The following is a 26,198-nucleotide window of genomic DNA, read 5'->3' as shown; positions in this document are numbered from 1 at the left end:
CACTGGACAGCGAAGGACTTTCGCGGGCATCACTGAACTTGCCGGAATCGCCCAAAGACCACTCCAAGACAACGTCAAGACCACTTCTGCCAGCCCATTTGGAAGGGGATATGACCGAGCAGACGAACCGCCAGAAAATTGCGGCCGACGGTATCATGGCGCCGCTGCGGTACACCGTGTTCCGGCGCATCTGGCTCGCCAGCCTGCTCTCCAATCTCGGCCTGCTGATCCAGGGCGTGGGCGCCGCCTGGGCGATGACGCAGATGGCGGCCTCGGCGGACAAGGTGGCGCTGGTGCAGACCGCTTTGATGCTGCCGATCATGCTGATCTCGATGCCGGCTGGCGCCATCGCCGACATGTATGACCGCCGTATCGTGACCCTGATCGCGCTCATGATCGCGCTGACTGGCGCGACCGCGCTCACGGTCCTGGCCTGGCTCAACTACATTTCCCCGGAAACGCTGCTCGTTTTCTGCTTCGTGGTCGGCAGCGGCAACGCGCTGTTCGGTCCGGCCTGGCAGTCCTCGGTCAGCGAGCAGGTGCCGCCCGATGCCCTGCCGTCGGCTGTCGCGCTGAACGGCATCAGCTACAACATCGCGCGCAGCTTCGGCCCCGCGGTCGGCGGTGTCATCGTCGCCGCGCTCGGTGCGGTGGCGGCGTTTGCGTGCAATGCGATCCTCTATTTGCCGTTGCTGGTGGTGCTGCTGCTCTGGCGCCGCAACACCGAACCCTCGCGCCTGCCGCGGGAGAAGCTCAACCGCGCCATGGTGTCGGGCTTCCGCTACATCACCAATTCGCCGCCGATCAAGATCGTGCTGTTGCGCACGCTAGTCATGGGCCTGATCGGCGGTGCCATCATGGCGCTGATGCCGCTGGTCGCGCGCGATCTGCTGCATGGCGGCGCGCAGACCTACGGCATCATGCTCGGCGCTTTCGGGATGGGCGCCGTGGTCGGTGCGCTCAACATCCACGAATTGCGCAAGCGCATGAGCGGCGAAGCTGCGATCCGCGCCTGCACCATCTCGATGGCGTTTGCGATGGCCGCGCTCGCCGTGAGCACCGAGCCGGTCCTGACCGCGGCTGCGCTGGTGCTCGCCGGCGCGGTCTGGATGGCCGCCATCGCGCTGTTCAATATCGGCGTGCAGCTTTCGGCGCCGCGCTGGGTCGCGGGCCGCTCGCTCGCGGCGTTCCAGGCCTCGATTTCCGGGGGCATCGCGATCGGCGCCTGGGGCTGGGGCCATCTCACGGACTATGCCGGCGTCGAGGTCGCGCTGCTGACGGCCGCCGGGCTGATGCTGATCTCGCCGGTGCTGGGGATCTGGCTCGCGATGCCGCGCGTCGGCGCCCGCAACGAAGACGCCGATGTGCTGGCCGATCCTGAAGTCAAGCTGTCGCTCACGGCACGCAGCGGGCCGCTGGTGGTCGAGATCGAATACCGCGTCGCCCAAGAGAACGCCCGCGCCTTTCACAACGTGATGCAGGACGTGCAGCTCTCCCGCCAGCGCAACGGTGCCTATGGCTGGTCGATCGCGCGCGATATCGCCGATCCCGAATTGTGGACCGAACGCTATCATTGCCCGACCTGGCTCGATTATCTGCGCCAGCGCAACCGCTCGACCCAGTCCGAACGCGCGCTGCATCAGGAGGCGATCGATTTCCACATCGGCCCCGACCCGGTGCGGATCCGCCGCATGCTCGAGCGTCCGTTCGGCTCGGTGCGCTGGAAAGAGGAGACGCCGGACCAGGCCGCAAGTGAGGTGCTGCCCGTGGTCGCCACCGCGGCGGGAAGCAGCACGTAGGTTTGGCGAGTCCGTAGCGACGCCTTATTGCCCGTGATCTGTCAGCACCTTGTCGCAGCCTTTGGTGAGCCGCGTACGGTTCTCCTTGAGGCAGGCGAGCACAGCCTGATCGCCATTGTTCATCACCGGGCGGCAGAAGCGCGTCACGTCGCGTGCGCAGGCGTCGTGTCCGGGCTGCTGCGCTGACGCAGCCGATGCAAACAGGATCAATGGAATGATGAAAAGAAATCTGGTCATCGCGTAATGCCTCTTACCCGGAAGATGTGCGGGGGAAGCTAGAGCGACGATCCCGAAGCCGCAACGGCTTTATTGACAGGCGGGCCTGCGCCGCCGCGTGGCTCCGGCATTCACGCCGGGGCACATCGCGAGGGGAGCTAACCGACGCAACGAGCGATCGTTGCTGTTACTGACCGTCTCTTACTGACTGTCCTGGGCGTCAGCGACCTTGCGTGACGCGCCACCCTTGGCGAGGTCCTTGTCCATCACCGCACGGCAGCCGGCGCTCAGATCCGAACGATGCTTCATCATGCACGCCGTGATCTTCGGGATGTTCGGGATTTCCGATGAGCACAGACGGAAGGCGTCGCCGGTGCACTGCTGCTGCGCTTCGGACGAGAAGGCGAAGCTCGAGCCGGTCGAGGCGATCGAGACGATGGCGGCAAAGCCCAGAGCCAGGCTGGTGTCGCGGATCTTGCTACTCAAGGACTTGGTGTTCAGAGACTTGGTGTTCAGCGACTTGGTCATTTGAAGCTCCCATTGGCACCGCTGGAAGCGGGCCCGTTGTTGATGGGATTGACCATGCTCCAGCAAAACAGTTTCGACTGTGATGACGGTCACGGGAGGGGGCATCTCTGTGACTTCGGTCACTTTGGCGCACATCGCTGAAATTCCTTCGGATCCGCTGTCGTGTTGGTGTCACGTTAACTGTTCCTTCGCATTAATGGCTCGTCGAGCGGGAAATTCCGCCGGTTTGGTTGCGTAATTGGAAAGAATAGCGATGCGTAATGCGTTGGGCCTGATGCTGGCCAGTGTAGTTGCGGCGGTCGTGATTGCCGCCGGCGGTTGGTTTTATTATTCCTCGCGCGCCGACCAGGCCGCTCCCAAGACAATTGCCGCCCGTGCCGCCGATCCATTGCCGGCACAGGCGAAGCTCGCCGCCAAGGACGACGTCGCGACCACGGCGGCGATCGCGGCCAAGCCGGCGGCAGCCGCCCCGGCGCCCGCACCCGCGCCGATGCCGGTTCAGCAGAAATCGACCTGCGCCAACCCCAACGCGCTCGGCGTCTCCCGCGTGGTCGAGATCGACACCACCGGCGGTCCGGGCTTCGGTTTCGATCATTTCAAGCAGTTCGACTTCCTCACCGACAAGGAGGTCGTGCTGACGTTCGACGACGGCCCCTGGCCGGTCAACACGCCGGCCGTGCTGAAGGCGCTCGCGGATGAATGCACCAAGGGCCTGTTCTTCTCGGTCGGCAAGCATGCGACCTACCATCCGGAAATCCTGCGCCAGGTGCTGGCGCAGGGCCACACGGTCGGCGCGCACACCTGGTCGCACGTCAATCTGAACGGCAAGAAGATGACGGAGCAAATGGCCAAGGACGAGGTCGAGAAGGGCTTTAGCGCAGTGAGATTTGCGCTCGGCACCAATCCCGCGCCGTTCTTCCGCTTCCCGCAGCTTCAGCACAATCCGGCGATCGTGAGCTATTTCGGCACTCGCAACGTCGCGATGTTCTCGACCGACATCGACTCCTTCGACTTCAGGAAGGGCGCGACGCCGGAGAAGATCATCGAGACCGTGATGACCAGGCTCGACAAGCTCGGCAAGGGCATCATCCTGATGCACGACTTCCAGAAGCACACCGGCGAAGCCATGCCGGCGCTGCTCGCGCGATTGAAGGCCGGCGGCTACAAGATCGTGCAGATGAAGGCCAAGACGACCTTCCAGACACTGCCGGAATATGACGAGGCGCTGCTGAAGGACCTGAAGGTGCCGACCTCGAGCGCGCGTCCGATCGGGAGCGTGGTGCAGACGGTTTCGCAGTAAGCGCCGATCAAATCCAAAACTCTTGCGTCATGGCCGGGCTTGTCCCGGCCATATGCTTTTTGAGAGCAGGCACCTTACCAGTAGATGCCGTGGCGATGCAGCTCACCGATGATGCGGCCTTCGGTCCAGCTGCGCTTGTGCTTCGGCTTGTCTGCCTTGGCCGTCGTCTTCGCGGCGGGTTGGGTCGTCGTCGCGGGCGCTGAGGCCGTGGTGGTCGTCGGTGTTGGTGTGGCGGCCGCCGCAGGCGGAGTGAGCGAAACCGCTGGCGGGCGATCGAGATATTTCGGAGCTTCGGCGGCTGGCGCTGCTTCGCTCACCTGCGTCGGCGCGGCAGCAAGCGCCGGCGCCGTTTGCTGAACCGAAGCCGGCTCGCTCACCGCGGACAGCGACAGGCTGCGCGGGCCTCCGGCCTGGGCAGAGGCCGAGACCAGCACCATGGCGGCCACCAGAATGATCTTGCGCATATGAAATCTCCCCGTGTTTGGCGTGAGCTGGACACTAGGGGAGCCGCGCTCGGGGTAATGTGATGCGAATCACGCCGGCGGCATCCCTCGCATCTTCATTGGCTACCGCCGAACGCTGAGCTCCCGGATCGCAAAACCAAGGTCGCGGGGATCGCCCGGGAAATGCGTGACGGCATTAGTGTCCAATTCGACCACGAGCGTCTCGTCGCTTGCGAATCGATCCAACGGAAATGACAACGGGCTTGCGGGCACGACGCCTTTGTAGATTTCACGCCCATTGATCTTGACCAGGAATTCGTTGCCGGAGATCGGCATGGGCCACAATTCGAGCTTCAACGTGCGCGCCGGCATCACAGGCTTGTTCGGAATCTCGAGGCGCGCGTTCGGCGATGCCCATTGCAGCGCACCGCCAGGGATCATTTCCTTGCCGAAAAGGCCGCGCGTTGCGATCCCCGGCGGGGCTTCCGTGCCGACCTCAAGCACATTGCGTTGCCCATCCATGAATTCGCGCGAAGACCGGTCTGTGGCCACGGATATCAGCCGCTGCCCCGGATTGGCCGTGAGCCGTCCGGACGCCACCAGACAGTCGAACTTTTCAAAGCCTTCGGGAAAATACGGCCGCCCCGCCCTGTCGGGCCAGGACATGATTCTCGGCGCCGCCCAAGGCACACGAAGCTCCGCTGCGAGCCGGCGCAACAAATTGTGCATCATCGGATTCGCAACATCGATGACGAGTCCGTTGCAGCTCTTGATGTCCGCCGACAGGCGATTGTAGTCCCAGTCGAGAGACGTCGCCTTTTGCGCGTTGACCTGCGCGGCGGCGGTCGGAAGACCCGGAAGACCCGCGCCCACCGCTTGCATCACTAGCAGCGGCCGTAATATGCCAAGGCCGAGGTGAACAGCCACGACGGCAACGGCGGCAACGGCGTCTGGATTCCGCCGCTTCGCAGCCAAGGGCGCCAAGGGAGCCAAGGGAGCAATGACAAGAGTGAAGAGCATCGGCGTTGCCATCGCCAGGCCCTTGCCTGCGGCCCAGCCATGTCCGGCGGCGAGGATGGCAATGGGCACGAGGCATCCGGCAAGGCTGCCTGCCAGGAGTCGCGCGGCGCTTCCGTCCGGCTCGGCGCGCCAGATCGTCCACGCTGTTCTTGCAATCCCCCTCAACAGCACGAACAGAAAGCCATAGAGCAGCAATTTGCACGCGACCGCCACCGCGGCGGGCCAACCCGCCGACGGCAGCACCGCATAGAGGCCGAGACCCGCAAGCGCGGATTCAACGGGCAATGAGAACCAGGCGTTCGCCAGTTCTCCGATACGACTGTCGGGACTGGCGATGACATCGAGAAAGTTCGCGTCGCTGCCGAACAGGTAACGCTGATAGTACTTCCACCAGTCGGGCGGGTTGATCGCTGCATGACTCAGCTGGCGGACGACATAGGCAACCGTGCCGGACCAGAGCGGGATGCACGCGAGCAGCGATATTCCCACACCCGCCGCCAAGCCTGACGCAGCCACGGGCAAGGCCTTGCGCGAGGCGCGATGCCAGCAGCCCATCGCGGCCGCAACCGCCGCGGCGGGACCGTAGATCGTCAGCGATTCCGGGTAGAGAAAGAACGCGCCTGTCATCAAGGCCGCAAAGACCGCTCCCAACCGTATGATCGAGCCGGGCATCTGCCCAAAGCGATTGTGGTCGAAGGCGAAAGCCACGAATGCGAGCAGGAGCAGGAAGATCGGCTGCGTCGCAAGCTGCGACCAGGCGTTGATATCGAAGACGTACTGCTCGAAGAATCCGATCGTAAGCGCGGCGGCGCACGCAAACCCCAGCCAGCGCCGCATCGAGAGCGCGTTGACAAAGACGAACAGCGCCGCAAACAGCATGTTGAGCTGCATGCCGACCATATACGGATAGGCGCAATCGACGACATCGCCGCGACTGATGGCGGCGATTGCCGCATGGATCATCGACACGGCGCCGCGATAGTCGACAAACTTCAGCGCCATCACTGAAATTGGATTGGAGTTCGTCTCGTCGGCGCCCTGGACTGCCAGGGTTGCGTGGTCGAGCACCCGATACGAAACCGAGGAGCCCACGTACAGCATGTGATCGTAGACGTTGGCCTGGAAAACGCGGAAGCGCGCGCCTCCGGTCCAGCCGGGAGCAAGACACACCATCGCAATCGCCGCGACCGCTATCGCCATCGCAAGCCGGCGTCCGAACGATGGCTCGGGCCGCCGACGCAGCGCCGGTAAGCGCATTGCGGCGGCAATGACAAGACCGGCGATTGCCATCGCAAGCAGCGTCACCCATGGAGCGACGCCGGAGAGATACAGGACCGCGGTTCCTGCGGCGAGAAGGCCGAAGCCAAGCGGCGGCGCGAGCGCCCAGCGCACAGCAAACCGGTCAGACGGCAGAAGCAGGGAGAACGGAAGACCAATGGCGCCGCACGTCAGCGCGACGAGCCCAACCACCAGGATATCGTGCATGCTGCCTCGCGCCGCCGCATTGCCTTTAGTTTCGGCCGTCCGGACGCGCTGTCAATCCAAGGCAAATGACCAAAGCGCGCGGCACGCGGGCCGCGAAGCATTGTCAGCTTCATGCACTATGATCTGGGATATTTCGACCTGGAGCAGAAAACCCTGCAACCTCTCGACAACCCGTTCGGCACGAGGCTGTCACCCATGTCTTAGGTACGTTTACCCATGTCTTCGGGCCGGACAATCAAGGCGCTGGTGCCGCAAGAGGGATTCGAACCCCCGACCCCGTCATTACGAATGACGTGCTCTACCAACTGAGCTATTGCGGCGAACCATGCCGGGGCCCGCGCGAGGCCGGTCCCGTTACGCGCGCTCCTGATATCGGGCATGGCCCGAATTGGCAAGGTGGAGCCGGCTCCGAAATGCCGCTCACCCGCCCCAGCGAGACCAGAATCCGCGCCAGCCGCCGGCCTGGGCCTTTGCGTGGTCCCGGGGCGTGCCGATTTGTTCCGCAAATTCATCGCTCGGACCCTCGTCGTCGATCCCGGGATCATCAGGGGCGCGGACGATCGGGATGACGGCGGGAATAGGTGCTGGTGCAGGTTTGCCGAGTTCGGCGCGGGTCCGGAACACTGGCGTTGCCGCCGCCGGCGATGATTCGGCGACCTCAGGGGCCGGTTTGACCGGCTCGGCGGGCGTGACGACCGGCTCTTCCTTGGCTGTTTCCTTGACAGTTTCCCCGGCGATTTCCTTTGAGATTTCCTTGTCCTCAAGGGGTGGCGAATTGTCCTGCGCGGCAGGCACCGGATCCGGCGCCATGACAGCCGGTTCCGCCGGGCTTTCGCTCGGGGCCGCCGTCACCCGCTTCGGTGGCGGAGCCGCCAGCATGGCTTCCTCGAAGGCTGAGGATTCGATCATCGCGCCCCTGTCGGAAGGAAGACTGGCGACCGGCGTCTGCCACTGGAACGCGTCGAGGCGGCCAGTGACCGGGGACACCGGACGCCAGCGATCGCTGACATAACCGTCCGCGGTCCAGGCTGGATCATGGCGGGCGCGCACCGCGCGTAAGGTCCAGGCGCGGGCCCGACCGCCGTCACCATGCTCGGTACGCTCGATCTCCGCCATCAGCAGTGCCACGCGCTGGGTCGGATCGTTGACGTAAGGCGCCAGCACCTCGCGCGCACGGGCGAACTCGGACGCATCGATCGCGGCGCGCGCGATCGCCAGTTGGCCCTCGATATAACCAGCCTTTTCGGCAGGAATCTTGGCCGCAAGCGTCTCGACCCGCTGCAAGCGCTGCCGCGCGGAATCGCCGAGCTTCACATGCGCATAGGCATCCGCGAGATCAGGATGCGGATTGGCGAGCCAGGCGGTTTCCACCAGCTTCATGGCGCGGCGCACCTGATGCGCCTCGCTCTCGAATTTTGCAGCGAGCACTGCGGCCGGAACCAAGGTCGGCGCGAGCTTGACCGCCTGCATCACGCTCTCGCGCGCGACGTCGCGGTCCATCGTTTCCAATTCCAGCGCGCGGGCGGCGAGCAGCACGCCGCGCTGGCGGCGATAGGCTTGCTTGTCGATCAGGCCCGCGGACAGATTCGAATCGAGGATCGCGAGCGCGCCGCTCCAGTCGCCGCGCGCGCAGCGGAAGCCGAGCACCGCATGCGAGGCCCAGGTCGAGGACGGCGACAGCTTGATCGCTTCCTCGGCGATCATCACCGCGCCGACCGCATCGTCGGCGCGCTGCGCCTCGATGAACAGGCCGCGCAGACCGAGCAGGCGCGTGTCCTCGCGCTCGGCCATGGCACGGAAGACGCGCTGGGCCTCGTCGCGATTGCCGTCGAGCTGCGCGGATTGCGCATGCAAGAGAAGCGCGAGCGGATCGTTTGCGGCCAGCCGCCGCGCGGTATCAGCGTGACGACGAGCAAGCGCGGTATCGCCATGGCCGATCGCAAGCAGGCCGTGGGTGATGGCGTGGCGGCCGCGCGCATGACGCTTTTCGTGACGACGGCGGCGCAGACGCCCCGGGGCGCGCCAGACCATCGTCAGCAGGCTCCATACCAGCACGACTGCCGCGGCAAAGAGGCCAAGCAAGAACACGAATCGGGGAAGCGTCGTTGTGGCGCGGAAACTGCCTGCGGTCAGGACGAGATCGCCGGGCTGGTCGGCAACCCAGGCCGCGCCGGCCGCCGCCAGCGCGATCAGGACGAGGAAGAGGACGATGCGAAGCATGACGATCCCTATACGCGCTGATTGTTGCGCGAACCTTTATTGACCAGGCTTGACGAGATCCGCCATGGCGGCGTCGGCGAATTTGCGTGAGGCGGCGAGCGCGGCGTCACGGGCATCGGCCTTGTCGAGCCAGGCTTGTGCCGGTGCACGATCGGCCTCGGGCAGCGTCTTCAACTCGCGCCGTGCCTCGACGAAATCGTTGCGCAGCGCAGCCGCCGTCACCCGCGCGACGATGGCGCCGCGGTCGTTGCCGACCCCGTCGGTACGCTCGATGCGGACGAGTTTCGAGGCCCCCGCCTGAAGACGCTCGACGATGCCGGTGCCGCTGGCCGGGGCTTCCGCCGGCGGCGACAATTTCGGCACGATGCTGAGGAGCTCGCGACTGAGCGCGACTGGCGTCGGAATGCCTGACGATGCAAAGGTGTCGAGCGGCTTCAGCATATCCGGCTTTGCTGCCAGCGACCGCGCGGCGGCGAGCTGCGATACGTAAGCATCGCCGTGGCGAACGGCGACGTCGAGCAGAGCCGCTGCCACCACATGGCGCAACGGTTTGTCGTCCATCGTCTTTGCGTCGGCGATCTTCTCGCTTTGCTGCGCGAGTTCGGCACGTTCGGTCTTGCTGGCACGCTCGAGCTGCGCGAGGCGATCATTGAGGGCGGCAATATCTGGCGCGGCAGCAGATGGCGCCGATTTCGTGTCGTTGAGGGCGCCCGCGGTCTTGTCGGACTGCGCGCGCAGACTGGCGATGTCGCTGCGCAGGCTCGTTGCGGATTTCTCCAGCGCATCGAGTCGCGCCACCACGGCCGGATCGGTGGCAGGCTTGCCCGCCTTGGCTTCGACTGCGGCCACGCGCCCGCTCAGCGCCTCGACGGCTGCGCCCGTCACTTGCGGAGCAGCCGGGGGCGCCTGCACCGCAGGCCAGCCCAGCATCCAGCCGACCGCGATCACAATGGCGGCTGCCACGGCGCCGGAGAACGGAGCGATAACCCAGGGTGAAATTGACGGCGATACCGATGCGGACGCAACGGATGACTCTTCCTCGGCAGGTTCGGGCTGCGGCTCGGCATGAGCTTCTCCAGACTTTGCCTCTTGAGACTTTTCCTCCTGAGAGTTGCCCCCTTCGGATTTGGCTTGCTCATGCGCGGCCTGTTCGGTCGCTGCCTCAGGCTCGCCCGCCACCTCCTGCGGCTGGGTCGAGACCTCGGTTGCCTGGAGGTCGATGGTGGGCGGGATGCGCTTGGCGCGGCCGGACTCGGGAGCCAATCCTGCGTCTTCAGGCTTGTCGTCGGCCATCGTGACGGTTCCTCACACTTACATGCCCTGAACGAACGGATCCGATTGCGTCGGATTCGGCCCGACCTCTTACGCCAAACGGGTGCGCAAAGCACGCTCCAAGGTGTCAAATAAGGCATTTTCGTCCGGCGTCGCCGCCACCAGAACCTGCGAGGCACCGGCCTCGCGCAGCACGCCGGCGACCGTCTCGGACAGGCAGCATTGCGGGATCGCCAGAGCCGAGATTTCGACGCCTTCGCCCCGCGCGGCCTCCAGGAAAGCCCGCGCACTGCGCCGGGAGTAATGCAGCACCGCCTCGATCCCATGGGCGGCAAAGCCCTCACAGACATCGCGCGGCAACAGTTTGACCGGCGCCATGCGATAGGTCGTGTGCGTGACGACGTTGAAGCCTTCGGCGCCCAGCTCACCGCCGAGATCGCGCGACAGATCCGCGCCCGCGAGATAGAGCAACGTGCTCTTTTTCTTCAGCCGCTTGTCGCGCGCGCTCTGCATCACCTTGTCGCGCAAGGCCGCGGCATCGCCGCCGGCGACGGCAACCTCGGCAAAGCCGGCATCGCGCGCGGCGACGGCCGTGTGCTCGCCGACCGCGAACAGCGGCAGCTCCAGCAGACCAAGGTCCCGCAATTGCGGCGCGACGGCACGGATCGCATTGGCCGATGTGACAATGACGGCGCTGTAGCTTGTTTCACTCTCGGGATGGAAGGCGACCGGCTCGAACTTGAGCACCGGCGCCAGCAGCACCACATGCCCCCGTGCCCGCAGATTTTCCGACGTCGCCTCATTGTCGGGATGGGGCCGTGTGACAAGAATGGACATCGCTTGTGTTCCCGAACCACGTGGCGGTGGCGCTTTCACGAGGGACGGCCGCGCGTGACGATTGCGTTGGCCGACCCCGGAATGCTACCGGACGTACCAGAACTCTGCTTTGCGGATGAGCGCAAGGGGCGTGAGAAGGCGCAAATTGGATAGCAATTCGCCAATGCTGGTACTGGGCATCGAAACCACCTGCGACGAGACCGCCGCGGCGGTAATCGAGCGTGCGCCTGACGGCAGCGGCAAGATCCTGTCCAATATCGTGTGGTCGCAGGTCGAGGAGCATGCCCGTTTCGGGGGCGTGGTACCGGAGATCGCGGCCCGCGCCCATGTCGACCTGCTCGACGGCATCATCGACCGCGCCATGACTGAGGCCGGCATCGACTTCGCCCAGCTCGACGGTGTCGCGGCCGCCGCAGGCCCGGGACTGATCGGCGGCGTCATCGTCGGGCTCACCACCGCGAAGGCGATCGCGATGGTGCACGACACGCCGCTGGTCGCGGTGAACCATCTGGAAGCGCATGCGCTGACACCGCGCCTGACCGACGCACTCGAATTTCCCTATTGCCTGTTTCTCGCCTCGGGCGGCCATACCCAGATCGTTGCCGTCACCGGCGTCGGCCAGTATGTGCGGCTCGGCACCACCGTCGACGATGCGATCGGCGAAGCCTTCGACAAGGTCGCGAAGATGCTGGGCCTGCCCTATCCGGGCGGGCCGCAGGTCGAGCGCGCGGCAGCCAACGGCGATCCGGCGCGATTTGCGTTTCCGCGGCCGCTGCAGGGACGCCCCGACGCCAACTTCTCGCTCTCGGGATTGAAGACGGCGGTGCGCAACGAAGCGAGCCGGTTGGCCGAGATCACGCCGCAGGACGTCAGCGATCTCTGCGCGAGCTTTCAGGCTGCCGTGCTCGACTCCACCGCCGACCGGTTGAGCGTCGGCCTCAAACTCTTCCGCGAGCAGTTCGGCGCGCCGCGTGCGCTGGTGGCGGCCGGCGGTGTCGCTGCCAATCAGGCGATCCGCGACGCGCTGCATGACGTTGCGAGCAAAGCCGGTACACAATTGATCATGCCGCCGCCGGCGCTCTGCACCGACAACGGTGCGATGATCGCCTGGGCCGGCGCCGAACGTCTCGCACTCGGCATGACCGACACGATGGAAGCACAGCCCCGCGCGCGCTGGCTGCTCGATGCGAACGCGACGGCACCCGCCGGATACGGCAAGACGCGCGCGGGATACTAGCGATGACCGCGTTCCGATCTGTTGCGGTGATCGGCGCGGGCGCCTGGGGCACGGCGCTGGCGATGGTGGCGGCGCGGGCCGGACGGAACGTGACGCTGTGGGCGCGCAATCCCGAGCACGCGACGCGGATCGCATCCAGCCGCGACAATCCGCGGCTGCCCGGCGTGCGGCTTGCTCCGGAGATCGTCGTGACGAGCGAACTGGCGCTCGCCGCGCAGGCGGACATGCTGCTGATCGCCGTGCCCGCGCAGCATCTGCGCGGTGCTGTCAACATGCTCGCCTCGCACCTGGAAAAGCCGGTGCCGATCATTGCCTGCGCCAAGGGCATGGAGCACGGCACCCATAAATTCATGACCGACGTGATCGTCGAGGCCGCGCCTCACGCGCAGCCGGCGATCCTGTCGGGCCCGAGCTTTGCCGACGATGTCGCGCGTGGCCTGCCGACCGCGGTCACGCTGGCTGCGAGGGAGGAAGCGCTGGCCAACAGCCTGGTACAGGCGCTGGGCTCGCCGACGTTCCGGCCCTATCACTCCACCGATGTCCGCGGCGTCGAGATCGGCGGCGCCGCCAAAAACGTGCTCGCGATCGCGGTCGGCATCGCGGTCGGGCGCAAGCTCGGCGCTTCCGCCCAAGCCGCACTCACCACCCGCGCCTTTGCCGAGCTGACACGCCTCGGCCGCGCGCTCGGCGCACGCAGCGAAACACTCACGGGGTTGTCTGGCCTCGGCGATCTGATCCTGACCTGCTCGAGCCCACAATCGCGCAATTTCGCGCTCGGCCTGGCGCTTGGCCGCAGCGAGCAGCCGCCCGCCGGCAAGCTTGCCGAAGGCGAATTCACCGCGCCGGTACTGATCGAGCTCGCGGCTTCACAACGCATCGAAATGCCGGTATCGGAGGCCGTCGCATCGATCCTGACCGGCAGAAGCACGATCGACGCCGCGATCTCGGGGCTCATGACGCGACCTTTCAAGGCAGAGGAATGAACATGGCGTACTGGCTGGTGAAATCCGAGCCATCGGTGTGGTCCTGGGACCAGCAGGTGGCGAAAGGCGCCAAGGGTGAAGCCTGGACCGGCGTACGCAATTACACCGCGCGTCAGAATCTCGTCGCGATGAAGAAGGGCGACAAGGCGTTCTTCTATCATTCCAACGAGGGCAAGGAGATCGTTGGCATCGCGGAGATCGTCAAGGAAGCCTACCTCGATCCGACCGACAAGACCGAAAAATTCGTCTGCGTCGACATCAAGGCCGACAAGCCGTTGAAGAGTCCGGTGACGATGGCCGCGATCAAGGCCGAGAAGAAGCTCGCCGACATGGCGCTGGTGAAATATTCCCGCCTTTCGGTGCAGCCGGTGACGGCCGAGGAATGGAAGCTCGTCTGCAAGATGGGCGGGATGTAGGCTTAGGTGCTGTTGCCCGGACGAGCGAAGCGATATCCGGGACTACTGCTGGGATCCCGCATGTCGCTACGCTCATGCGCGCTACGATATCGGAGCTTGCTTCTCCGGCAGCGCAAACACCTCGCATGGCGCGGCAATGCCGCGCAGCGCATGCGATCCGAGCGCGATCAGAGGCATGTCCGTCTCCGCGGCGAGCGCGCCCGACACCATCACGGTTCTGCCGAGCGGCTTGCACAATCCTTCGAGCCGGCTGGCGAGATTGACGGCGGGACCGATCGCCGTGAAATCGAGCCGGTTGGCCGCGCCGATATTGCCCCATAGCATCTCGCCAAGATGCAGCGCCGCGCCGAACGCGAGCGGCGGCAGACCCTGGGCACGGCGCTCCGCGTTGAGATAGGCCATCCCGGCTTCGGCTGCGCTCGCGGCACGCAGAGCTGCATCGCACGCTTGGCGCGGTGACGCCCCGACCACCGGAAAGATCGCGAGCACGCCGTCGCCGATGAATTTCAGCACCTCGCCGCCGAAAGCGTGGACCGCACCGGCGATGCGATCGAACCAGGCATCGAGCGCCGCGATGACGCCGGCAGGTGGCGTGGTTTCCGACAGGAGCGTGAAGTTGCGCAGATCGGCATAGAGTAGCGCGGCCTGAATGGTCTCGCCGAGATCGCGCCGCAGGGGTGCCGCCAGCACCCGCTCCGCGCTGCGCTTGCCGAGATAGGCATCAAGCGTCGCGCGCAAGGTTGCACGCGCGGCAAGCACCGCAAGAGGCGTCGCGGCAAAGCGCGCGGCCTGGCGCAATTGCTCGGTCTCGTCCGCGGTGAATGGACGCGGCCCAATCCAACCAAGCAACGGCCCGTCGGGCCGGCCGACCAAATCTTCGTGCACCTCACCCTCCGCGATGTCGCGCAGCCAGCGGCGGCCGGCATCGTTGGGCGGGTCGGGCGCGAGGCCGCCTGGTGCGAAGCCGAGCGCTTCGATCACCCGGCCGCTCTCCGCGCGCCACAACCATGTCCGCTTCGCGATCAGCGGATGTGGCACCTGGAGTGTCAGGCTGCCTGCCGCAAGCGGCACGCCGTCGGCGACCAGATGTGCGCCGAGGTCCGCGAGCAGGCGGTCGGCCCCGGCGCTATCGGCGGCGGCATCGACAAGCCAGGCGAGCGTCGGCGAGAGGTGCATGGCACGATCATGACGAAGCCTGGCCCTCTTTGTCACGGGCAATCCTTGACGGGCCGCGCGGGCGCCGCCATGTCCCACAGTCAGCCCAGGGATGATCGCCGATGACCGAACCGTTCATAGTGCGACGCGAAACCCAGATCGCGGCCCCACGTGCCACCGTTTTCGCCTACCTGACCGACCCCGAGAAGATTTTGAGCTGGATGGGTTCCGACGCGACCACGGAGCCGCATCCCGGCGGACTGTATCTGCTCAAAGGCATCGGCCCCCGCGGCGGCGTCGCCCGCGGCGCGTTCCGCGAAGTCGTGCCGGTGCATCGTCTCGCCTACACGTTTGGATGGGAGGGCGGCCAGGAAGTGCCGCCCGGCTCGAGCCTGATTGAGATCGACCTGATTGAACGCGACGGCGGCACATTGCTGCGCATGACCCATAGCGGGCTGCCGACCGAGGAACAGGCTGCCGCACACACGACGGGATGGGCGCATTATCTGGGACGGCTCACGACGGCCGCCGCGGGCGGCGATCCCGGTCCCGACAACGGCGTTTCCAACAAGGCGTAACGACGCCGAGGTTAGACCGCCGCGGTCGCCACCACCTGCTGCAAAAGTTGCTCGCGCCTGGCCTGCGAGCGCTGGCCCTTCATGGTCGCAGCGAAGCGTTCGAGGATGCCGTCCTCGAACGCGGTGACGATGGTGTCGTGAACATAGCTCTTGCGGCAGATCGCCGGCGTGTTGGAGAGCTGATCGGCAGCGCCGCGGATCGCCTCCAGCACCTGCTTCTTGCGGCCGCGCTGGCTGGTCGCCGGCGTGATCCGCGACAGCGATTCCACGACGACGGCGGAAGCCATCAGCGTGCGGAAATCCTTCAGCGAGATCTTGATGCCGGCGATCTCGCGCAGAAACGCGTTCACCTGGGTGGTGCTAACCGCACGCACGATGCCATAGGGATCGCGATACTGGAACATGCGCTTGCCGGGAACGCCCTGCAAAATGCCGATGGCGCGCACGAGCTTGGCCGCGTCGCACTCCTTGCGCACGGCCTTGCCGCCCTTCGCCTTGAAGGTCAGCACGAAGCTGTCGTCTTCCAGCGAGACGTTGGACTTCAGCAGCGTGGTGGCGCCGCGGGTGCCGTTGAGACGGGCATAGGATTCGTTGCCGGGGCGGATCGCGGTGCGCGCAATCAGTTCGATGACGGCCGAGAGCGCGAACTCGCGGGTCGGCTCGTCGCCCGACAGGAACGCCGAGACCTTGCGCCGGATCTTGGGCAGCGCGCCGACGAGCTTCTCCAGGCGATGCGCCTTGCGTTGCTCGCGGACCTTCTCCCAATCGGCGTGATAGCGATATTGCAGCCGGCCCGCGGCATCGCGTCCCACCGCCTGAAGATGCGTGCTCGGATCGGCCGAGTAGCGCACCTCGCGATAGGCCGGCGGCACTGCCATCGAATGCAGCCGCCGAATGGTGCGGGCATCGCGGATGTGGACGCCGTTGGGCCGCACGAAGGAATAGCCCTTGCCGCGCCTGATGCGGCGAATGGTCAGCTCGTTCTGGTCGCCGAGCCGCAGGCCCAGTTCCTTGGCGAGGGCCTCGACCGTCGCCGCAGGCGCCGTGTCGAACGCTTTTTTCGGACTGGGACGGCCGGAGCCGGCCGGTTTCGGCCATTGTCCGAGGGCTTTGGCCAGCGCAATGGCTGCAGGATCGGCTGAAGCGGGCCGCAAAGTCCCGAGATTCTGCTGATCCATCATAGTCTTATGCCTTAGCCCTGTTTGTTATCGGTCAATGCCGCTGTTCTGATTTTTGTTCCAAGGGGTCTCGTTGGACCCGGGTTGGCCATTTAGGGTGTTCCGAACCGCATTGCGAGTCCCGAATCAGGGAGGGCGGTTTCTAAATACCGCTGCCGGGAGCATGGCGCTCTGCGCCGGCCCATTCCGAGGATCTCGGTAAAGACCCGAAAGCCCCCGTCGCCCTGTTTCAAAACTGCGACAGTCGCACGGAGCGGCTTGATCCTCCGCATGGCAGGCTGCTCGCCGAAGGTCCAGCTTGTGCACCTTGTCGGGTCCGGTTAGCCCGACGCATAATCGGTTCAACGATAGTCGGCTCGCCCGTGGTCTGTGCTCGGCTTGCCGTATGTGGAGGGAAGCATGTCCGAGAAGATCTACGACGTCCCCGCGGAATGGGCGAAGCGCGCCTGGGTCGACCAGGCCAAGTACAAGGACATGTACGCCCGCTCGATCTCGGACCCGAACGGTTTCTGGGCGGAGCAGGCCAAGCGCATCGACTGGATGCACGCGCCGACCAAGATCGAGAACGTCTCCTTCGCGCCCGGCAACATCTCGATCAAATGGTTCGAGGACGGCATCCTCAACGTCGCCCATAATTGCATCGACCGCCATCTCCACAGCCGCGCCAACCAGACCGCGATCATCTGGGAAGGCGACGATCCCTCACAATCCCGGCACATCACCTACAAGGAGCTGCACGACGAGGTCTGCCGGATGGCCAACATCCTGCGCACCCGGAACGTCAAGAAGGGCGACCGCGTCACCATCTACCTGCCGATGATTCCGGAGGCGGCCTACGCGATGCTGGCCTGCGCGCGGATCGGCGCGATTCACTCCGTGGTGTTCGCCGGCTTCTCGCCCGACAGCCTCGCCCAGCGCATCAACGACTGCCAGTCCAAGGTGATCATCACCGCGGATGAGGGCCTGCGCGGCGGCAAGAAGGTGCCGCTGAAAGCCAATGTCGACGCGGCGCTCGCCAAGGCAGACGGCGTCGACTGGGTCATCGTGGTCAAGCGCACCGGCGGCGCGGTCGAAATGAATCCCTCGCGCGACCTCTGGTACCACGACGCCGCCAAAATGGTGACGACGGAATGCCCGGTCGAGCACATGCACGCCGAGGATCCGCTGTTCATCCTCTACACCTCGGGCTCGACCGGCCAACCCAAGGGCGTGCTGCACACCTCCGCCGGCTACCTCGTGTTCGCCGCGATGACGCATCAATACGTCTTTGACTATCACGACGGCGACATCTACTGGTGCACCGCCGACGTCGGCTGGGTCACCGGCCACAGCTACATTCTCTACGGACCGCTCGCCAACGGCGCGACCACGCTGATGTTCGAAGGGGTGCCGAATTATCCGGATAATTCGCGATTCTGGAACGTCATCGACAAGCACAAGGTCAACATCTTCTATACCGCGCCGACGGCGATCCGCGCGCTGATGCAGAGCGGCGACGCGCCCGTGAAGAAGACCTCGCGCGCCAGCCTGCGCCTGCTCGGCTCGGTCGGCGAGCCGATCAATCCGGAAGCGTGGGAGTGGTATCACCGCGTTGTCGGCGACGACCGCTGCCCGATCGTCGACACCTGGTGGCAAACCGAGACCGGCGGCATTTTGATCACGCCGCTACCCGGCGCCACGAAGCTCAAGCCGGGCTCGGCGACGCAGCCGTTCTTCGGCGTGGTGCCCGAGATCGTCGACGCCGACGGCAACGTGCTGGACGGCGAGACATCCGGCAATCTGTGCCTGACGCGGTCATGGCCGGGCCAGATGCGCACGGTCTATGGCGACCACGCCCGCTTCGAGCAGACTTACTTCTCGACCTACAAGGGCAAGTATTTCACGGGCGACGGCTGCCGACGCGATGCCGACGGTTATTACTGGATCACTGGCCGCGTCGACGACGTCATCAACGTCTCCGGCCACCGCATGGGCACGGCGGAAGTCGAGAGTGCACTGGTCGCACACGAGAAGGTCTCTGAAGCCGCCGTGGTCGGTTACCCGCACGACATCAAGGGCCAGGGCATCTACGCCTATGTGACCCTGATGGCCGGCATCGAGCCAACCGAGGATCTGCGCAAGGAGCTCGTCACCTGGGTCCGTAAGGAGATCGGCCCGATCGCTGCGCCCGACCAAATCCAGTTCTCGCCCGGCCTGCCAAAAACCCGCTCGGGCAAGATCATGCGCCGCATCCTGCGCAAGATCGCCGAGGACGAGCCGGGCAGCCTGGGCGACACCTCGACCCTGGCCGATCCCGGCGTGGTCGACGACCTCGTCAAGAACCGGCAGAACAAGAAGTCGGCGTAAGGCAGTCTCGTGCCCCCGGACGCAGCGCAACGCTCTTTGGCGGTGCGCTGTTGAGCCGGGGCCTATGCAACCGCAGACTCTGTGGCTTTCTGGCTCCCGGCTCAGCGTCGCACTGCTTCGCGCTGCGCCGTGTCCGGAACACGAGACCGCATCTCCACGTTAGCGCTCCCCCGAACAACGGCCGTTCATACCCTCACGCACTTGTCAGGCCGCGCCCGGGCGCCCGGGCATGTTTCCCGCTGAGTGTTGTTTTCAGGTCATTTACTTTGTTTCGAACATTTCCTTTGTTCCCCCTGCTGCCTGGCCCTTGGCGGCCGTGCGTGGAAACCATGCGGTTAACAAGCGCGGTTAAGAATGTCCCCTGACAAGGACTTCTAACAAGGGCTTGGCGGGCCAGCGATTGCCGGTTTTGCGTAATTTTGGACGGTCCGTTCGGGGCAAGGGGAAAATCGATGTCGATGAGGATTGCTGTGGCGCTGGCCGCCACCATCGGGGCTGGGGTCTTGATGTCGACGGCGGCGCAGGCGCGGCCGGAAATGGTGGGAACGCACCTGGCCGACTATTCGCCGGGCACCATTGTGGTCAAAACCAACGAGCGTCGGCTCTATCTCGTTCTCGATAGCGGCCACGCCGTGCGCTATCCGGTCGGCGTCGGCAAGTCCGGGAAGCAGTGGGCCGGCACCACCCGCATCGACGGCAAGTACCGCAATCCGGCCTGGGCGCCGCCCGCCGAGGTGAAGCGCGACAAGCCGAGCATCCCGGACGTCATCCCGGGCGGCTCGCCGCGCAATCCGATGGGCGTCGCGGCCATGACCCTGTCCGGCGGCGAATATGCCATCCACGGCACCAACGTGCCGGGCTCGATCGGCGGCTTCGTCTCCTATGGCTGCATCCGCATGCTCAACGACGACATCACGGATCTCTACAGCCGCGTCTCGGTCGGCACGACGGTGGTCGTGACGCGCTGATCGCCGGCATCAGGGCGAGACGGCAAGAGCCGCGTCTTTCGACGCGGCTTTTTTGTTACCAGAAGCGCCAGCTCCGCGCGCACCAGCCGTCGCGATGGCCGCCATTGTAGCTCCGGGCGTAGCCGCCCGCGAGCAACGCCGCCGAGACATTGGCCGTGCGTTTGGTCGCGACGTCAGCGAGAACGCGGCCGTATTTGTCAGGTCCAAGATGGGTAATCGTCACGCCACCTTGGCCGAGCAGGTCGCGCAATGCGCGGGCCGCGGCTTCGGCCTTGTCCAGTTCCTCCTGGCAGGAGGCTTTCATCTCGGGTGCATCGATGCCGCGCAGGCGAACGCGCGCGACGAGGTCGCGGCCGCCCTGCTGATGCACGCGCGCAAGAAAGGTGTCGCCGTCGATGGTGCGGATGACGTCGACCGTCTGACGAATGTCGGGATTGCCCTGCTGTAAGATGATTTCGGCGTCCCGCGATTGGCCGTCAGTCGCACGATGGAAAGGCCCGTTCATCCCGTGCCGGAACGTGAACACCACGGCCACCACGATTCCGACCACGAACATCCACGGCAACAGGCCTGAGAACCGGCGACCAAACGGCGAGCCGCTGTACGAAGGCCGATACGGATGGCTTGGATCGAAACGCGACATCCGCGCACGCTAGGGCTGAGTCGGGCAGTCCGGCAAGCGAGCCTCACAAGACGGGCTTCAGAAGTCGGAAGCGATGCCCTTGCGCTCCCAATCGCCGTAGCGGGTCGGCTCGGGTCCTTTTGGCCCCTGCAACTCCTTTGGCGCCGCCTGGGCGTCGTTTTTGGCTCGGACCGCCGCGGCCTGCCGGCGCGCTTCAGCCTCGGCCAGCGCACGCTGGGCGGCCGGCGTGAGCTGCTTGCGGTCGGGAACGGGAGACTGGTCACTCATTGTCGGCTTTCTAGCGCGGGACGGCCCGCGGCGCGACGCCCAATAACGCATTCCTGAAATCGGGTCCGGAGGGCTGAAAAACCCGGAAGCGATTCTTACATTTGGCATATTCGCGTGCCAGAGATCGCCTTCTCAAGGCATGCGCCCATTAAGGCGAACTGCCGCTCGCTCAGAACCTTGTTTCCGCATGCCATCTCAACGTTTCGCTCCTCCATCCGAAGTGCCCGGTCTCGCGGCGCGGCGGATTGCCGCCGACATCGTCGACGGCGTGCTGCAAAAGCACCGCACACTTGACGAGCAGCTCGACGGCAGCGGCGCCCATCCCGGACTGAAGACGCTCCCCGACCGCGACCGCGCGCTGATGCGCCGCCTGGTCGCCACCGTGCTGCGCCGGCTAGGCACGCTCGGCCATGTGCTGTCCCGCCTGCTCGACAAGGGCATTCCCTCCGACGCGCCGCGCGCGCAGAGCGCGCTGTTGATCGGCGCTGCCCAGATCCTCTGGATGGACGTGCCCGATCACGCAGCCGTCGATCTCTCCGTTCGCCTCGTGCAATCCGACCGGCGCGCCGCGCGCTATGCCGGCCTCGTCAACGCCGTGCTGCGCCGCTGCGCCCGCGAGGGCAAGGCGCTGGTGGACGAGGTTGCCGCGCAATCGCTGGATCTGCCGCCCTGGATGGTCGCACGCTGGAGCGCGCATTACGGCGAAACAGTCGCAAGAGACATGGCGCTCGCGCTCAGCCACGATCCTTCGCTGGATCTGACCGTGAAGTCGGACGCCGCGCAATGGGCGAGCCGGCTCCATGGCGAAGTCCTGCCGACCGGATCGGTGCGTACAGTGCTGCACGGCGCAGTGACCATGCTTCCCGGCTTCGCCGAAGGACAATGGTGGGTGCAGGACGCCGCCGCTGCGTTGCCGGCCCGGCTGTTCGGCGACATCAAGGGCAAATCCATCGCCGATCTCTGCGCCGCTCCCGGCGGCAAGACCGCGCAGCTGGCGCAGGCTGGCGCCCATGTCACCGCCATCGACCGTTCGCCTGCCCGGGTGGCGCGGCTGCGCGAGAATCTGACGCGGTTGTCGCTCCAGGCCGAGACCGTCGTCGCCGACGCCGCGGAATGGTCCGGCCCTGCCGATGGCTTCGACGGCATCCTGATCGATGCGCCTTGCACATCGACCGGGACGATCCGCCGCCATCCCGACGTATCCTGGCTTCGGCAGGAATCCGACATCGCCGCAATGACCGCGCTCCAGCGGCGGCTGCTGCAAAAATCGGTCTCGCTGCTCAAGCCCGGCGGAACGCTGGTCTACTGTACCTGCTCGCTGGAGCCCGAAGAGGGCGAGCATGCGGTCGCCGCGCTGCTGGCCGCAGAGCCTGGGCTTCGCCGGGTTCCGATCGATGCGTCCGAGGTGTCGGGACTCAGCGAGATCGTCACCGCCGAGGGCGATCTGCGCACTCTGCCCAGCCATCTGCCGAACGCTGATCCCAAGCTCTGCGGGCTCGACGGATTTTTCGCTGCCCGGCTCGTTAAATCCTGATTTTGCACTGGATTTTGCAACCACGGCGCTGATTCGCGTCGTTCAAGGTGGTGTCGGCCGTCCGATTTTGGGATTAATAAGGATTCGTCGGAATCCTCTCCCCCATCAAGGCAAGGCGTGTCGGTCGCTCAACGCAGACGTATCTCGACGCTGGTGATGAACCGCTTCGCGCGGAACATGCTCGCGCGCGCGAGCGGCGGTTCCGTCGCCCTATCGCGGGTCTGGCCCGGCCGCGCCGACCGGCTGATCATCGCGCCCCATGATCTGCGCACCGCGGATGCGACCCGCGCCGCCGAGATCTATGCCGGCCGCTTCGTCTTCGCCGGCAAGATTGTCAATTGCCACGGCCGCTCGATCTTCGATCTCGAGCCGCCGTCGGAGGATTGGGAGGTTGCGCTGCTCGGCTTCGGCTGGCTGCGCCATTTGCGCGCCGCCGACACCGCGCTGACGCGCGCGAATGCGCGCTCGCTGATCGAGGACTGGATCGGCAATCCTGCCAGCAAGCGCCGCCCCGTCGCGCGACGCGCCGACGTGCTGGCGCGACGCGTGATCTCCCTGCTGTCGCAGGCGCCGCTGGTGCTCAACGACACCGACAACAAATTCTACCGCCGCTATCTGCGCGCGCTGGCACGCGAAATCCGCTTGCTGCGCTACACCATGGTCAACATTCCCGACGGCGTGCCGAAGCTCCAGGTGCTGATCGCGCTGTGCTATGCGGCGCTGTGCCTCGCCAACCAGGCAAGTCACATCCGCAGCACCTCGAAAAAGCTCTCGGATGAATTGCAGCGGCAGATCTTGCCCGACGGCGGGCATGTCTCGCGCAACCCGGGCGCGCTGATCGAGCTGTTGATCGACCTGTTGCCGCTGCGGCAGACCTTTGCCGCGCGCAACATCGCGCCGCCGCCCGCGCTGCTCAACGCGATCGACCGCATGATGCCGATGCTGCGCTTCTTCCGCCACGGCGACGGCAATTTCGCGCTGTTCAACGGCATGAGCGCGACGCCCTCGGACCTGCTCGCGACGCTGCTTGCCTATGACGACACCCACGGCGCGCCGATGTCGAACATGCCGCATACCGGTTTCCAGCGCCTCGATGCCGGCCAGACCACGCTGATCATCGACACCGGCCCGCCGCCGGCGGCCAGTGTCAGCCACGACGCCCATGCCGGCTGCCTGTCGTTCGAACTATCCTCCGGCATCAGCCGCATCGTCACCAATTGCGGCATGCCGACCACGGGCCGCGACAATTGGCGGCCGTTCGCACGCGGGACGGCGGCGCATTCGACGCTGACCTATCACGACACCTCGTCATGCCAGTTCGTGGAGATGTCGGCGATGAAGCGGCTCTTGCACGGCGCACCGGTCACCAGCGGCCCCGTCGAGGTCGAGAGCTATCGGGAAATCGTGCAGAACGGCACGCTGCTCACGACGTCGCATGACGGTTACCTGACAAAATTCGGCGCGATCCACCGCCGCGTGCTGATGATCGCCAATGACGGCGCGCGCATCGACGGAGAGGACACGCTGTCGCCGCCGCAAGGCGGACGCTTCAAGGGCCCGGATGCCGATTTCGCACTGCGATTCCATCTGCACCCTGCAGTGAAGGCGAGCCGGCTGTCCGATGCCCGCGGCGTCATGCTGGTGCTGCCGAACCGCGACGTCTGGACCTTCGAGGCGCTCGACGACAAGGTCGAGCTGGAGGACAGCGTATCCCTGGCCGGCAATGACGGCCCGCGCCGCACCGCGCAGATCGTGATCCGTCAGGATGCGCGGCAGGCGCCCTCGATCCGCTGGAGTTTTGTCCGCTCCACCGCCTCGCCGGCGATCACGAATGCCCGCAGAAATGCGCGGCGGGAGCCGGAACTTCCGCTGTAGACGCATGCGATTCGGCCCCATCTGATCGTTGTGAAAGCGACCAAAAACTGCTATCGAGCCCTCGCTCGCGCGACTGGCGACCTTGGATGGAGCACCATCGGGAAGCGCGAGACTGAGAAGCCGCGCGCCTGGGCATAGACACTCCTTCAGACAGAGGATCTTGCTCATGACTGACCATCCCCGCCGCGTCACCCGCGCACTTCTCTCCGTTTCCGACAAGACCGGCCTGATCGACTTCGCGAAGGCGCTTGCCGCGCACGATGTCGAGCTGGTCTCGACCGGCGGCACCGCGAAGGCGATCGCCGCGGCCGGCTTCGAGGTGAAGGACGTCTCCGAACTGACCGGCTTCCCGGAAATGATGGATGGCCGCGTCAAGACGCTGCATCCGAAGGTGCATGGCGGCCTGCTCGCGATCCGCGACAACAAGGACCATGCGGACGCGATGACGGCGCATGGCATCGCGCCGATCGATCTGCTCGTCGTCAATCTCTATCCGTTCGAGGCGACCGTCGACAAAGGCGCGGGCTTCGAGGATTGCATCGAGAACATCGATATCGGCGGCCCCGCAATGATCCGCGCCGCCGCGAAGAACCATGACGACGTCGCCGTCGTGGTCGAGGCGCAGGACTATCAGGCCGTGCTCGACGAGCTCGCCGCCAACAAAGGTGCGACCACGCTGAAGTTGCGCCGGCGCCTTGCCGCCAAGGCTTACGCGCGCACTGCCGCCTATGACGCCGCGATCTCGAACTGGTTCAACCGCCAGCTCGAGATCGGCGCGCCCGATTTCCGCGCGTTCGGCGGCCGGCTGATCCAGTCGCTGCGTTATGGCGAGAATCCGCACCAGACCGCGGCGTTCTATGCGACCCCCGACAAGCGGCCGGGCGTCTCGACCGCGCGGCAGCTCCAGGGCAAGGAGCTCTCCTACAACAACATCAACGACACCGATGCGGCCTATGAATGCATCGGCGAGTTCGACGCCAAGCGCACCGCGGCCTGCGTCATCGTCAAGCATGCCAATCCCTGCGGCGTCGCGGAGGGCTCCGACCTCGTCAGCGCCTACCGCAAGGCGCTGGCCTGCGATTCCACCTCGGCCTTCGGCGGCATCATCGCGATGAACCGGGCACTCGATGCCGACACCGCGCGCGAGATCACGAAAATCTTTACCGAGGTGATCATCGCACCCGACGCAAGCGAAGAGGCGGTCGCCATCATCGGCGCGCGCAAGAACCTTCGGCTTCTGCTCGCCGGCAGCCTGCCCGATCCGCGCGCGCCCGGCCTCACCGCCAAGACGGTGGCGGGCGGTCTCCTGGTGCAGAGCCGCGACAACGCCGTGGTCGACGACATGAGCTTCAGGGTTGTCACGAAGCGCGCGCCCACTGATGCCGAGATGCGCGATCTGAAGTTTGCTTTCCGTGTCGCAAAACACGTCAAGTCCAACACCATCATCTACGCCAAGGATCTCGCCACCGTCGGCATCGGCGCCGGCCAGATGAGCCGGGTCGATTCAGCGCGGATCGCGGCACGCAAGGCCCAGGATGCGGCGGCCGAGCTGAAGCTCGCCGAACCGCTCACCAAGGGCTCGGTCGTGGCGTCGGATGCGTTCTTCCCGTTCGCCGACGGCATGCTCGCCTGCATCGAGGCCGGCGCAACCGCCGTGGTGCAGCCCGGCGGCTCCATGCGCGACGATGAGGTCATCAAGGCTGCCGACGAGCATGGCATCGCCATGGTGTTCACGGGCACGCGGCACTTCAGGCACTAGATCTGTCGTGTACCAAACTCTCAACAGGTCGTCCCGGCGAAGGCCGGGACCCATAGCCCCAGGAAGTAGTTTGGTGTGCGGTACTCGCCGCGTCGCGGCAACGAGAAATCACGCAGTATGGGTCCCGGCCTTCGCCGGG

At 65.6% G+C, this 26,198-nt stretch carries 22 protein-coding genes, 1 tRNA gene and 1 riboswitch; of the genes, 11 read left to right on the top strand and 12 right to left on the bottom strand.

The window, feature by feature from the left end:
* Window positions 1-110: 110 nt before the first annotated feature.
* Window positions 111-1,799: an MFS transporter gene (locus tag BRA1417_RS0105210; protein WP_027514911.1), complete on the top strand. Its 1,689-nt coding sequence runs from the start codon at window positions 111-113 to the stop codon at window positions 1,797-1,799.
* Window positions 1,800-1,823: 24 nt separating this feature from the next.
* Here BRA1417_RS0105210 and BRA1417_RS0105205 read toward each other — a convergent pair whose 3' ends face one another.
* Window positions 1,824-2,036, bottom strand: a complete 213-nt coding sequence (locus BRA1417_RS0105205; RefSeq protein ID WP_027514910.1) for a hypothetical protein — start codon at window positions 2,034-2,036, stop codon at window positions 1,824-1,826.
* A 180-nt stretch (window positions 2,037-2,216) separates the two neighbouring features.
* Entirely contained in the window at window positions 2,217-2,543 is a 327-nt protein-coding gene (locus BRA1417_RS0105200; protein ID WP_027514909.1) for a hypothetical protein, read from the bottom strand.
* A gap of 253 nt (window positions 2,544-2,796) precedes the next feature.
* Here BRA1417_RS0105200 and BRA1417_RS0105195 point away from each other — a divergent pair, with 253 nt between their 5' ends.
* Window positions 2,797-3,843, top strand: coding sequence for a polysaccharide deacetylase family protein (locus BRA1417_RS0105195; RefSeq protein WP_027514908.1), 1,047 nt, complete (start codon window positions 2,797-2,799; stop codon window positions 3,841-3,843).
* A gap of 74 nt (window positions 3,844-3,917) precedes the next feature.
* Here the strand turns inward: BRA1417_RS0105195 and BRA1417_RS0105190 are convergent, their stop codons facing one another.
* The 6 genes from BRA1417_RS0105190 to BRA1417_RS0105165 form a co-directional block, all read right to left on the bottom strand.
* Window positions 3,918-4,307, bottom strand: coding sequence for a hypothetical protein (locus BRA1417_RS0105190; protein WP_027514907.1), 390 nt, complete (start codon window positions 4,305-4,307; stop codon window positions 3,918-3,920).
* 102 nt (window positions 4,308-4,409) lie between these two features.
* Window positions 4,410-6,791, bottom strand: coding sequence for a hypothetical protein (locus BRA1417_RS0105185; protein ID WP_027514906.1), 2,382 nt, complete (start codon window positions 6,789-6,791; stop codon window positions 4,410-4,412).
* Window positions 6,792-7,035: 244 nt separating this feature from the next.
* Window positions 7,036-7,111 (bottom strand) — tRNA-Thr (locus BRA1417_RS0105180).
* A 100-nt stretch (window positions 7,112-7,211) separates the two neighbouring features.
* On the bottom strand, window positions 7,212-9,011 hold the full coding sequence (locus BRA1417_RS0105175) for a heme biosynthesis HemY N-terminal domain-containing protein (RefSeq protein WP_027514905.1): 1,800 nt from the start codon (window positions 9,009-9,011) through the stop codon (window positions 7,212-7,214).
* 36 nt (window positions 9,012-9,047) lie between these two features.
* Complete coding sequence (locus BRA1417_RS0105170) at window positions 9,048-10,304, bottom strand: COG4223 family protein (protein ID WP_027514904.1); 1,257 nt, start codon at window positions 10,302-10,304, stop codon at window positions 9,048-9,050.
* A gap of 69 nt (window positions 10,305-10,373) precedes the next feature.
* On the bottom strand, window positions 10,374-11,120 hold the full coding sequence (locus BRA1417_RS0105165; protein ID WP_027514903.1) for a uroporphyrinogen-III synthase: 747 nt from the start codon (window positions 11,118-11,120) through the stop codon (window positions 10,374-10,376).
* A gap of 163 nt (window positions 11,121-11,283) precedes the next feature.
* Here BRA1417_RS0105165 and tsaD point away from each other — a divergent pair, with 163 nt between their 5' ends.
* The 3 genes from tsaD to BRA1417_RS0105150 are packed head-to-tail and all read left to right on the top strand — an operon-like array spanning window position 11,284 to window position 13,756.
* Window positions 11,284-12,357, top strand: coding sequence for a tRNA (adenosine(37)-N6)-threonylcarbamoyltransferase complex transferase subunit TsaD (gene tsaD, locus BRA1417_RS0105160; protein WP_027514902.1), 1,074 nt, complete (start codon window positions 11,284-11,286; stop codon window positions 12,355-12,357).
* Between the two features lie 2 nt (window positions 12,358-12,359).
* A complete protein-coding gene (locus tag BRA1417_RS0105155; RefSeq protein WP_027514901.1) occupies window positions 12,360-13,340 on the top strand; it encodes an NAD(P)H-dependent glycerol-3-phosphate dehydrogenase in 981 nt (326 codons plus the stop codon).
* 2 nt (window positions 13,341-13,342) lie between these two features.
* Window positions 13,343-13,756 (top strand): EVE domain-containing protein, encoded by a 414-nt coding sequence (locus BRA1417_RS0105150; RefSeq protein WP_027514900.1) that lies wholly within the window; start codon window positions 13,343-13,345, stop codon window positions 13,754-13,756.
* 81 nt (window positions 13,757-13,837) lie between these two features.
* Here BRA1417_RS0105150 and BRA1417_RS0105145 read toward each other — a convergent pair whose 3' ends face one another.
* Window positions 13,838-14,932 (bottom strand): adenylate/guanylate cyclase domain-containing protein, encoded by a 1,095-nt coding sequence (locus tag BRA1417_RS0105145; protein ID WP_027514899.1) that lies wholly within the window; start codon window positions 14,930-14,932, stop codon window positions 13,838-13,840.
* A gap of 101 nt (window positions 14,933-15,033) precedes the next feature.
* Between BRA1417_RS0105145 and BRA1417_RS0105140 the strand changes: the two genes are divergently transcribed.
* Entirely contained in the window at window positions 15,034-15,489 is a 456-nt protein-coding gene (locus BRA1417_RS0105140) for an SRPBCC domain-containing protein (RefSeq protein ID WP_027514898.1), read from the top strand.
* 11 nt (window positions 15,490-15,500) lie between these two features.
* Here the strand turns inward: BRA1417_RS0105140 and BRA1417_RS0105135 are convergent, their stop codons facing one another.
* A complete protein-coding gene (locus BRA1417_RS0105135; protein ID WP_027514897.1) occupies window positions 15,501-16,670 on the bottom strand; it encodes a DNA topoisomerase IB in 1,170 nt (389 codons plus the stop codon).
* Window positions 16,671-17,066: 396 nt separating this feature from the next.
* Here BRA1417_RS0105135 and acs point away from each other — a divergent pair, with 396 nt between their 5' ends.
* Together acs and BRA1417_RS0105125 are read left to right on the top strand one after the other, a co-directional pair.
* Entirely contained in the window at window positions 17,067-19,013 is a 1,947-nt protein-coding gene (gene acs / locus BRA1417_RS0105130; protein ID WP_027514896.1) for an acetate--CoA ligase, read from the top strand.
* Window positions 19,014-19,465: 452 nt separating this feature from the next.
* A complete protein-coding gene (locus BRA1417_RS0105125; RefSeq protein WP_027514895.1) occupies window positions 19,466-19,981 on the top strand; it encodes a L,D-transpeptidase in 516 nt (171 codons plus the stop codon).
* A gap of 55 nt (window positions 19,982-20,036) precedes the next feature.
* On the opposite strand, the gene BRA1417_RS0105120 is transcribed toward BRA1417_RS0105125, so the two are convergent.
* Both BRA1417_RS0105120 and BRA1417_RS0105115 read right to left on the bottom strand, forming a co-directional pair.
* Window positions 20,037-20,624, bottom strand: a complete 588-nt coding sequence (locus tag BRA1417_RS0105120) for a thermonuclease family protein (RefSeq protein WP_027514894.1) — start codon at window positions 20,622-20,624, stop codon at window positions 20,037-20,039.
* Between the two features lie 57 nt (window positions 20,625-20,681).
* Window positions 20,682-20,891, bottom strand: coding sequence for a DUF1674 domain-containing protein (locus tag BRA1417_RS0105115; protein WP_027514893.1), 210 nt, complete (start codon window positions 20,889-20,891; stop codon window positions 20,682-20,684).
* A 187-nt stretch (window positions 20,892-21,078) separates the two neighbouring features.
* Here BRA1417_RS0105115 and BRA1417_RS0105110 point away from each other — a divergent pair, with 187 nt between their 5' ends.
* The 3 genes from BRA1417_RS0105110 (at window position 21,079) to purH (ending at window position 26,059) form a co-directional block, all read left to right on the top strand.
* A complete protein-coding gene (locus BRA1417_RS0105110) occupies window positions 21,079-22,425 on the top strand; it encodes an RsmB/NOP family class I SAM-dependent RNA methyltransferase (RefSeq protein WP_027514892.1) in 1,347 nt (448 codons plus the stop codon).
* A 156-nt stretch (window positions 22,426-22,581) separates the two neighbouring features.
* Window positions 22,582-24,300: a heparinase II/III family protein gene (locus tag BRA1417_RS0105105; protein ID WP_027514891.1), complete on the top strand. Its 1,719-nt coding sequence runs from the start codon at window positions 22,582-22,584 to the stop codon at window positions 24,298-24,300.
* Between the two features lie 59 nt (window positions 24,301-24,359).
* A riboswitch (ZMP/ZTP riboswitch) is annotated at window positions 24,360-24,441 on the top strand.
* 25 nt (window positions 24,442-24,466) lie between these two features.
* Window positions 24,467-26,059: a bifunctional phosphoribosylaminoimidazolecarboxamide formyltransferase/IMP cyclohydrolase gene (gene purH / locus BRA1417_RS0105100; RefSeq protein WP_027514890.1), complete on the top strand. Its 1,593-nt coding sequence runs from the start codon at window positions 24,467-24,469 to the stop codon at window positions 26,057-26,059.
* Window positions 26,060-26,198: the final 139 nt, after the last annotated feature.

Origin of the sequence: Bradyrhizobium sp. WSM1417 (assembly GCF_000515415.1) — a bacterium.
Lineage (GTDB): Bacteria > Pseudomonadota > Alphaproteobacteria > Rhizobiales > Xanthobacteraceae > Bradyrhizobium.
The sequence above is the reverse complement of the archived record's forward strand: the minus strand, read 5'-3'. Positions and strand labels throughout refer to the sequence as shown.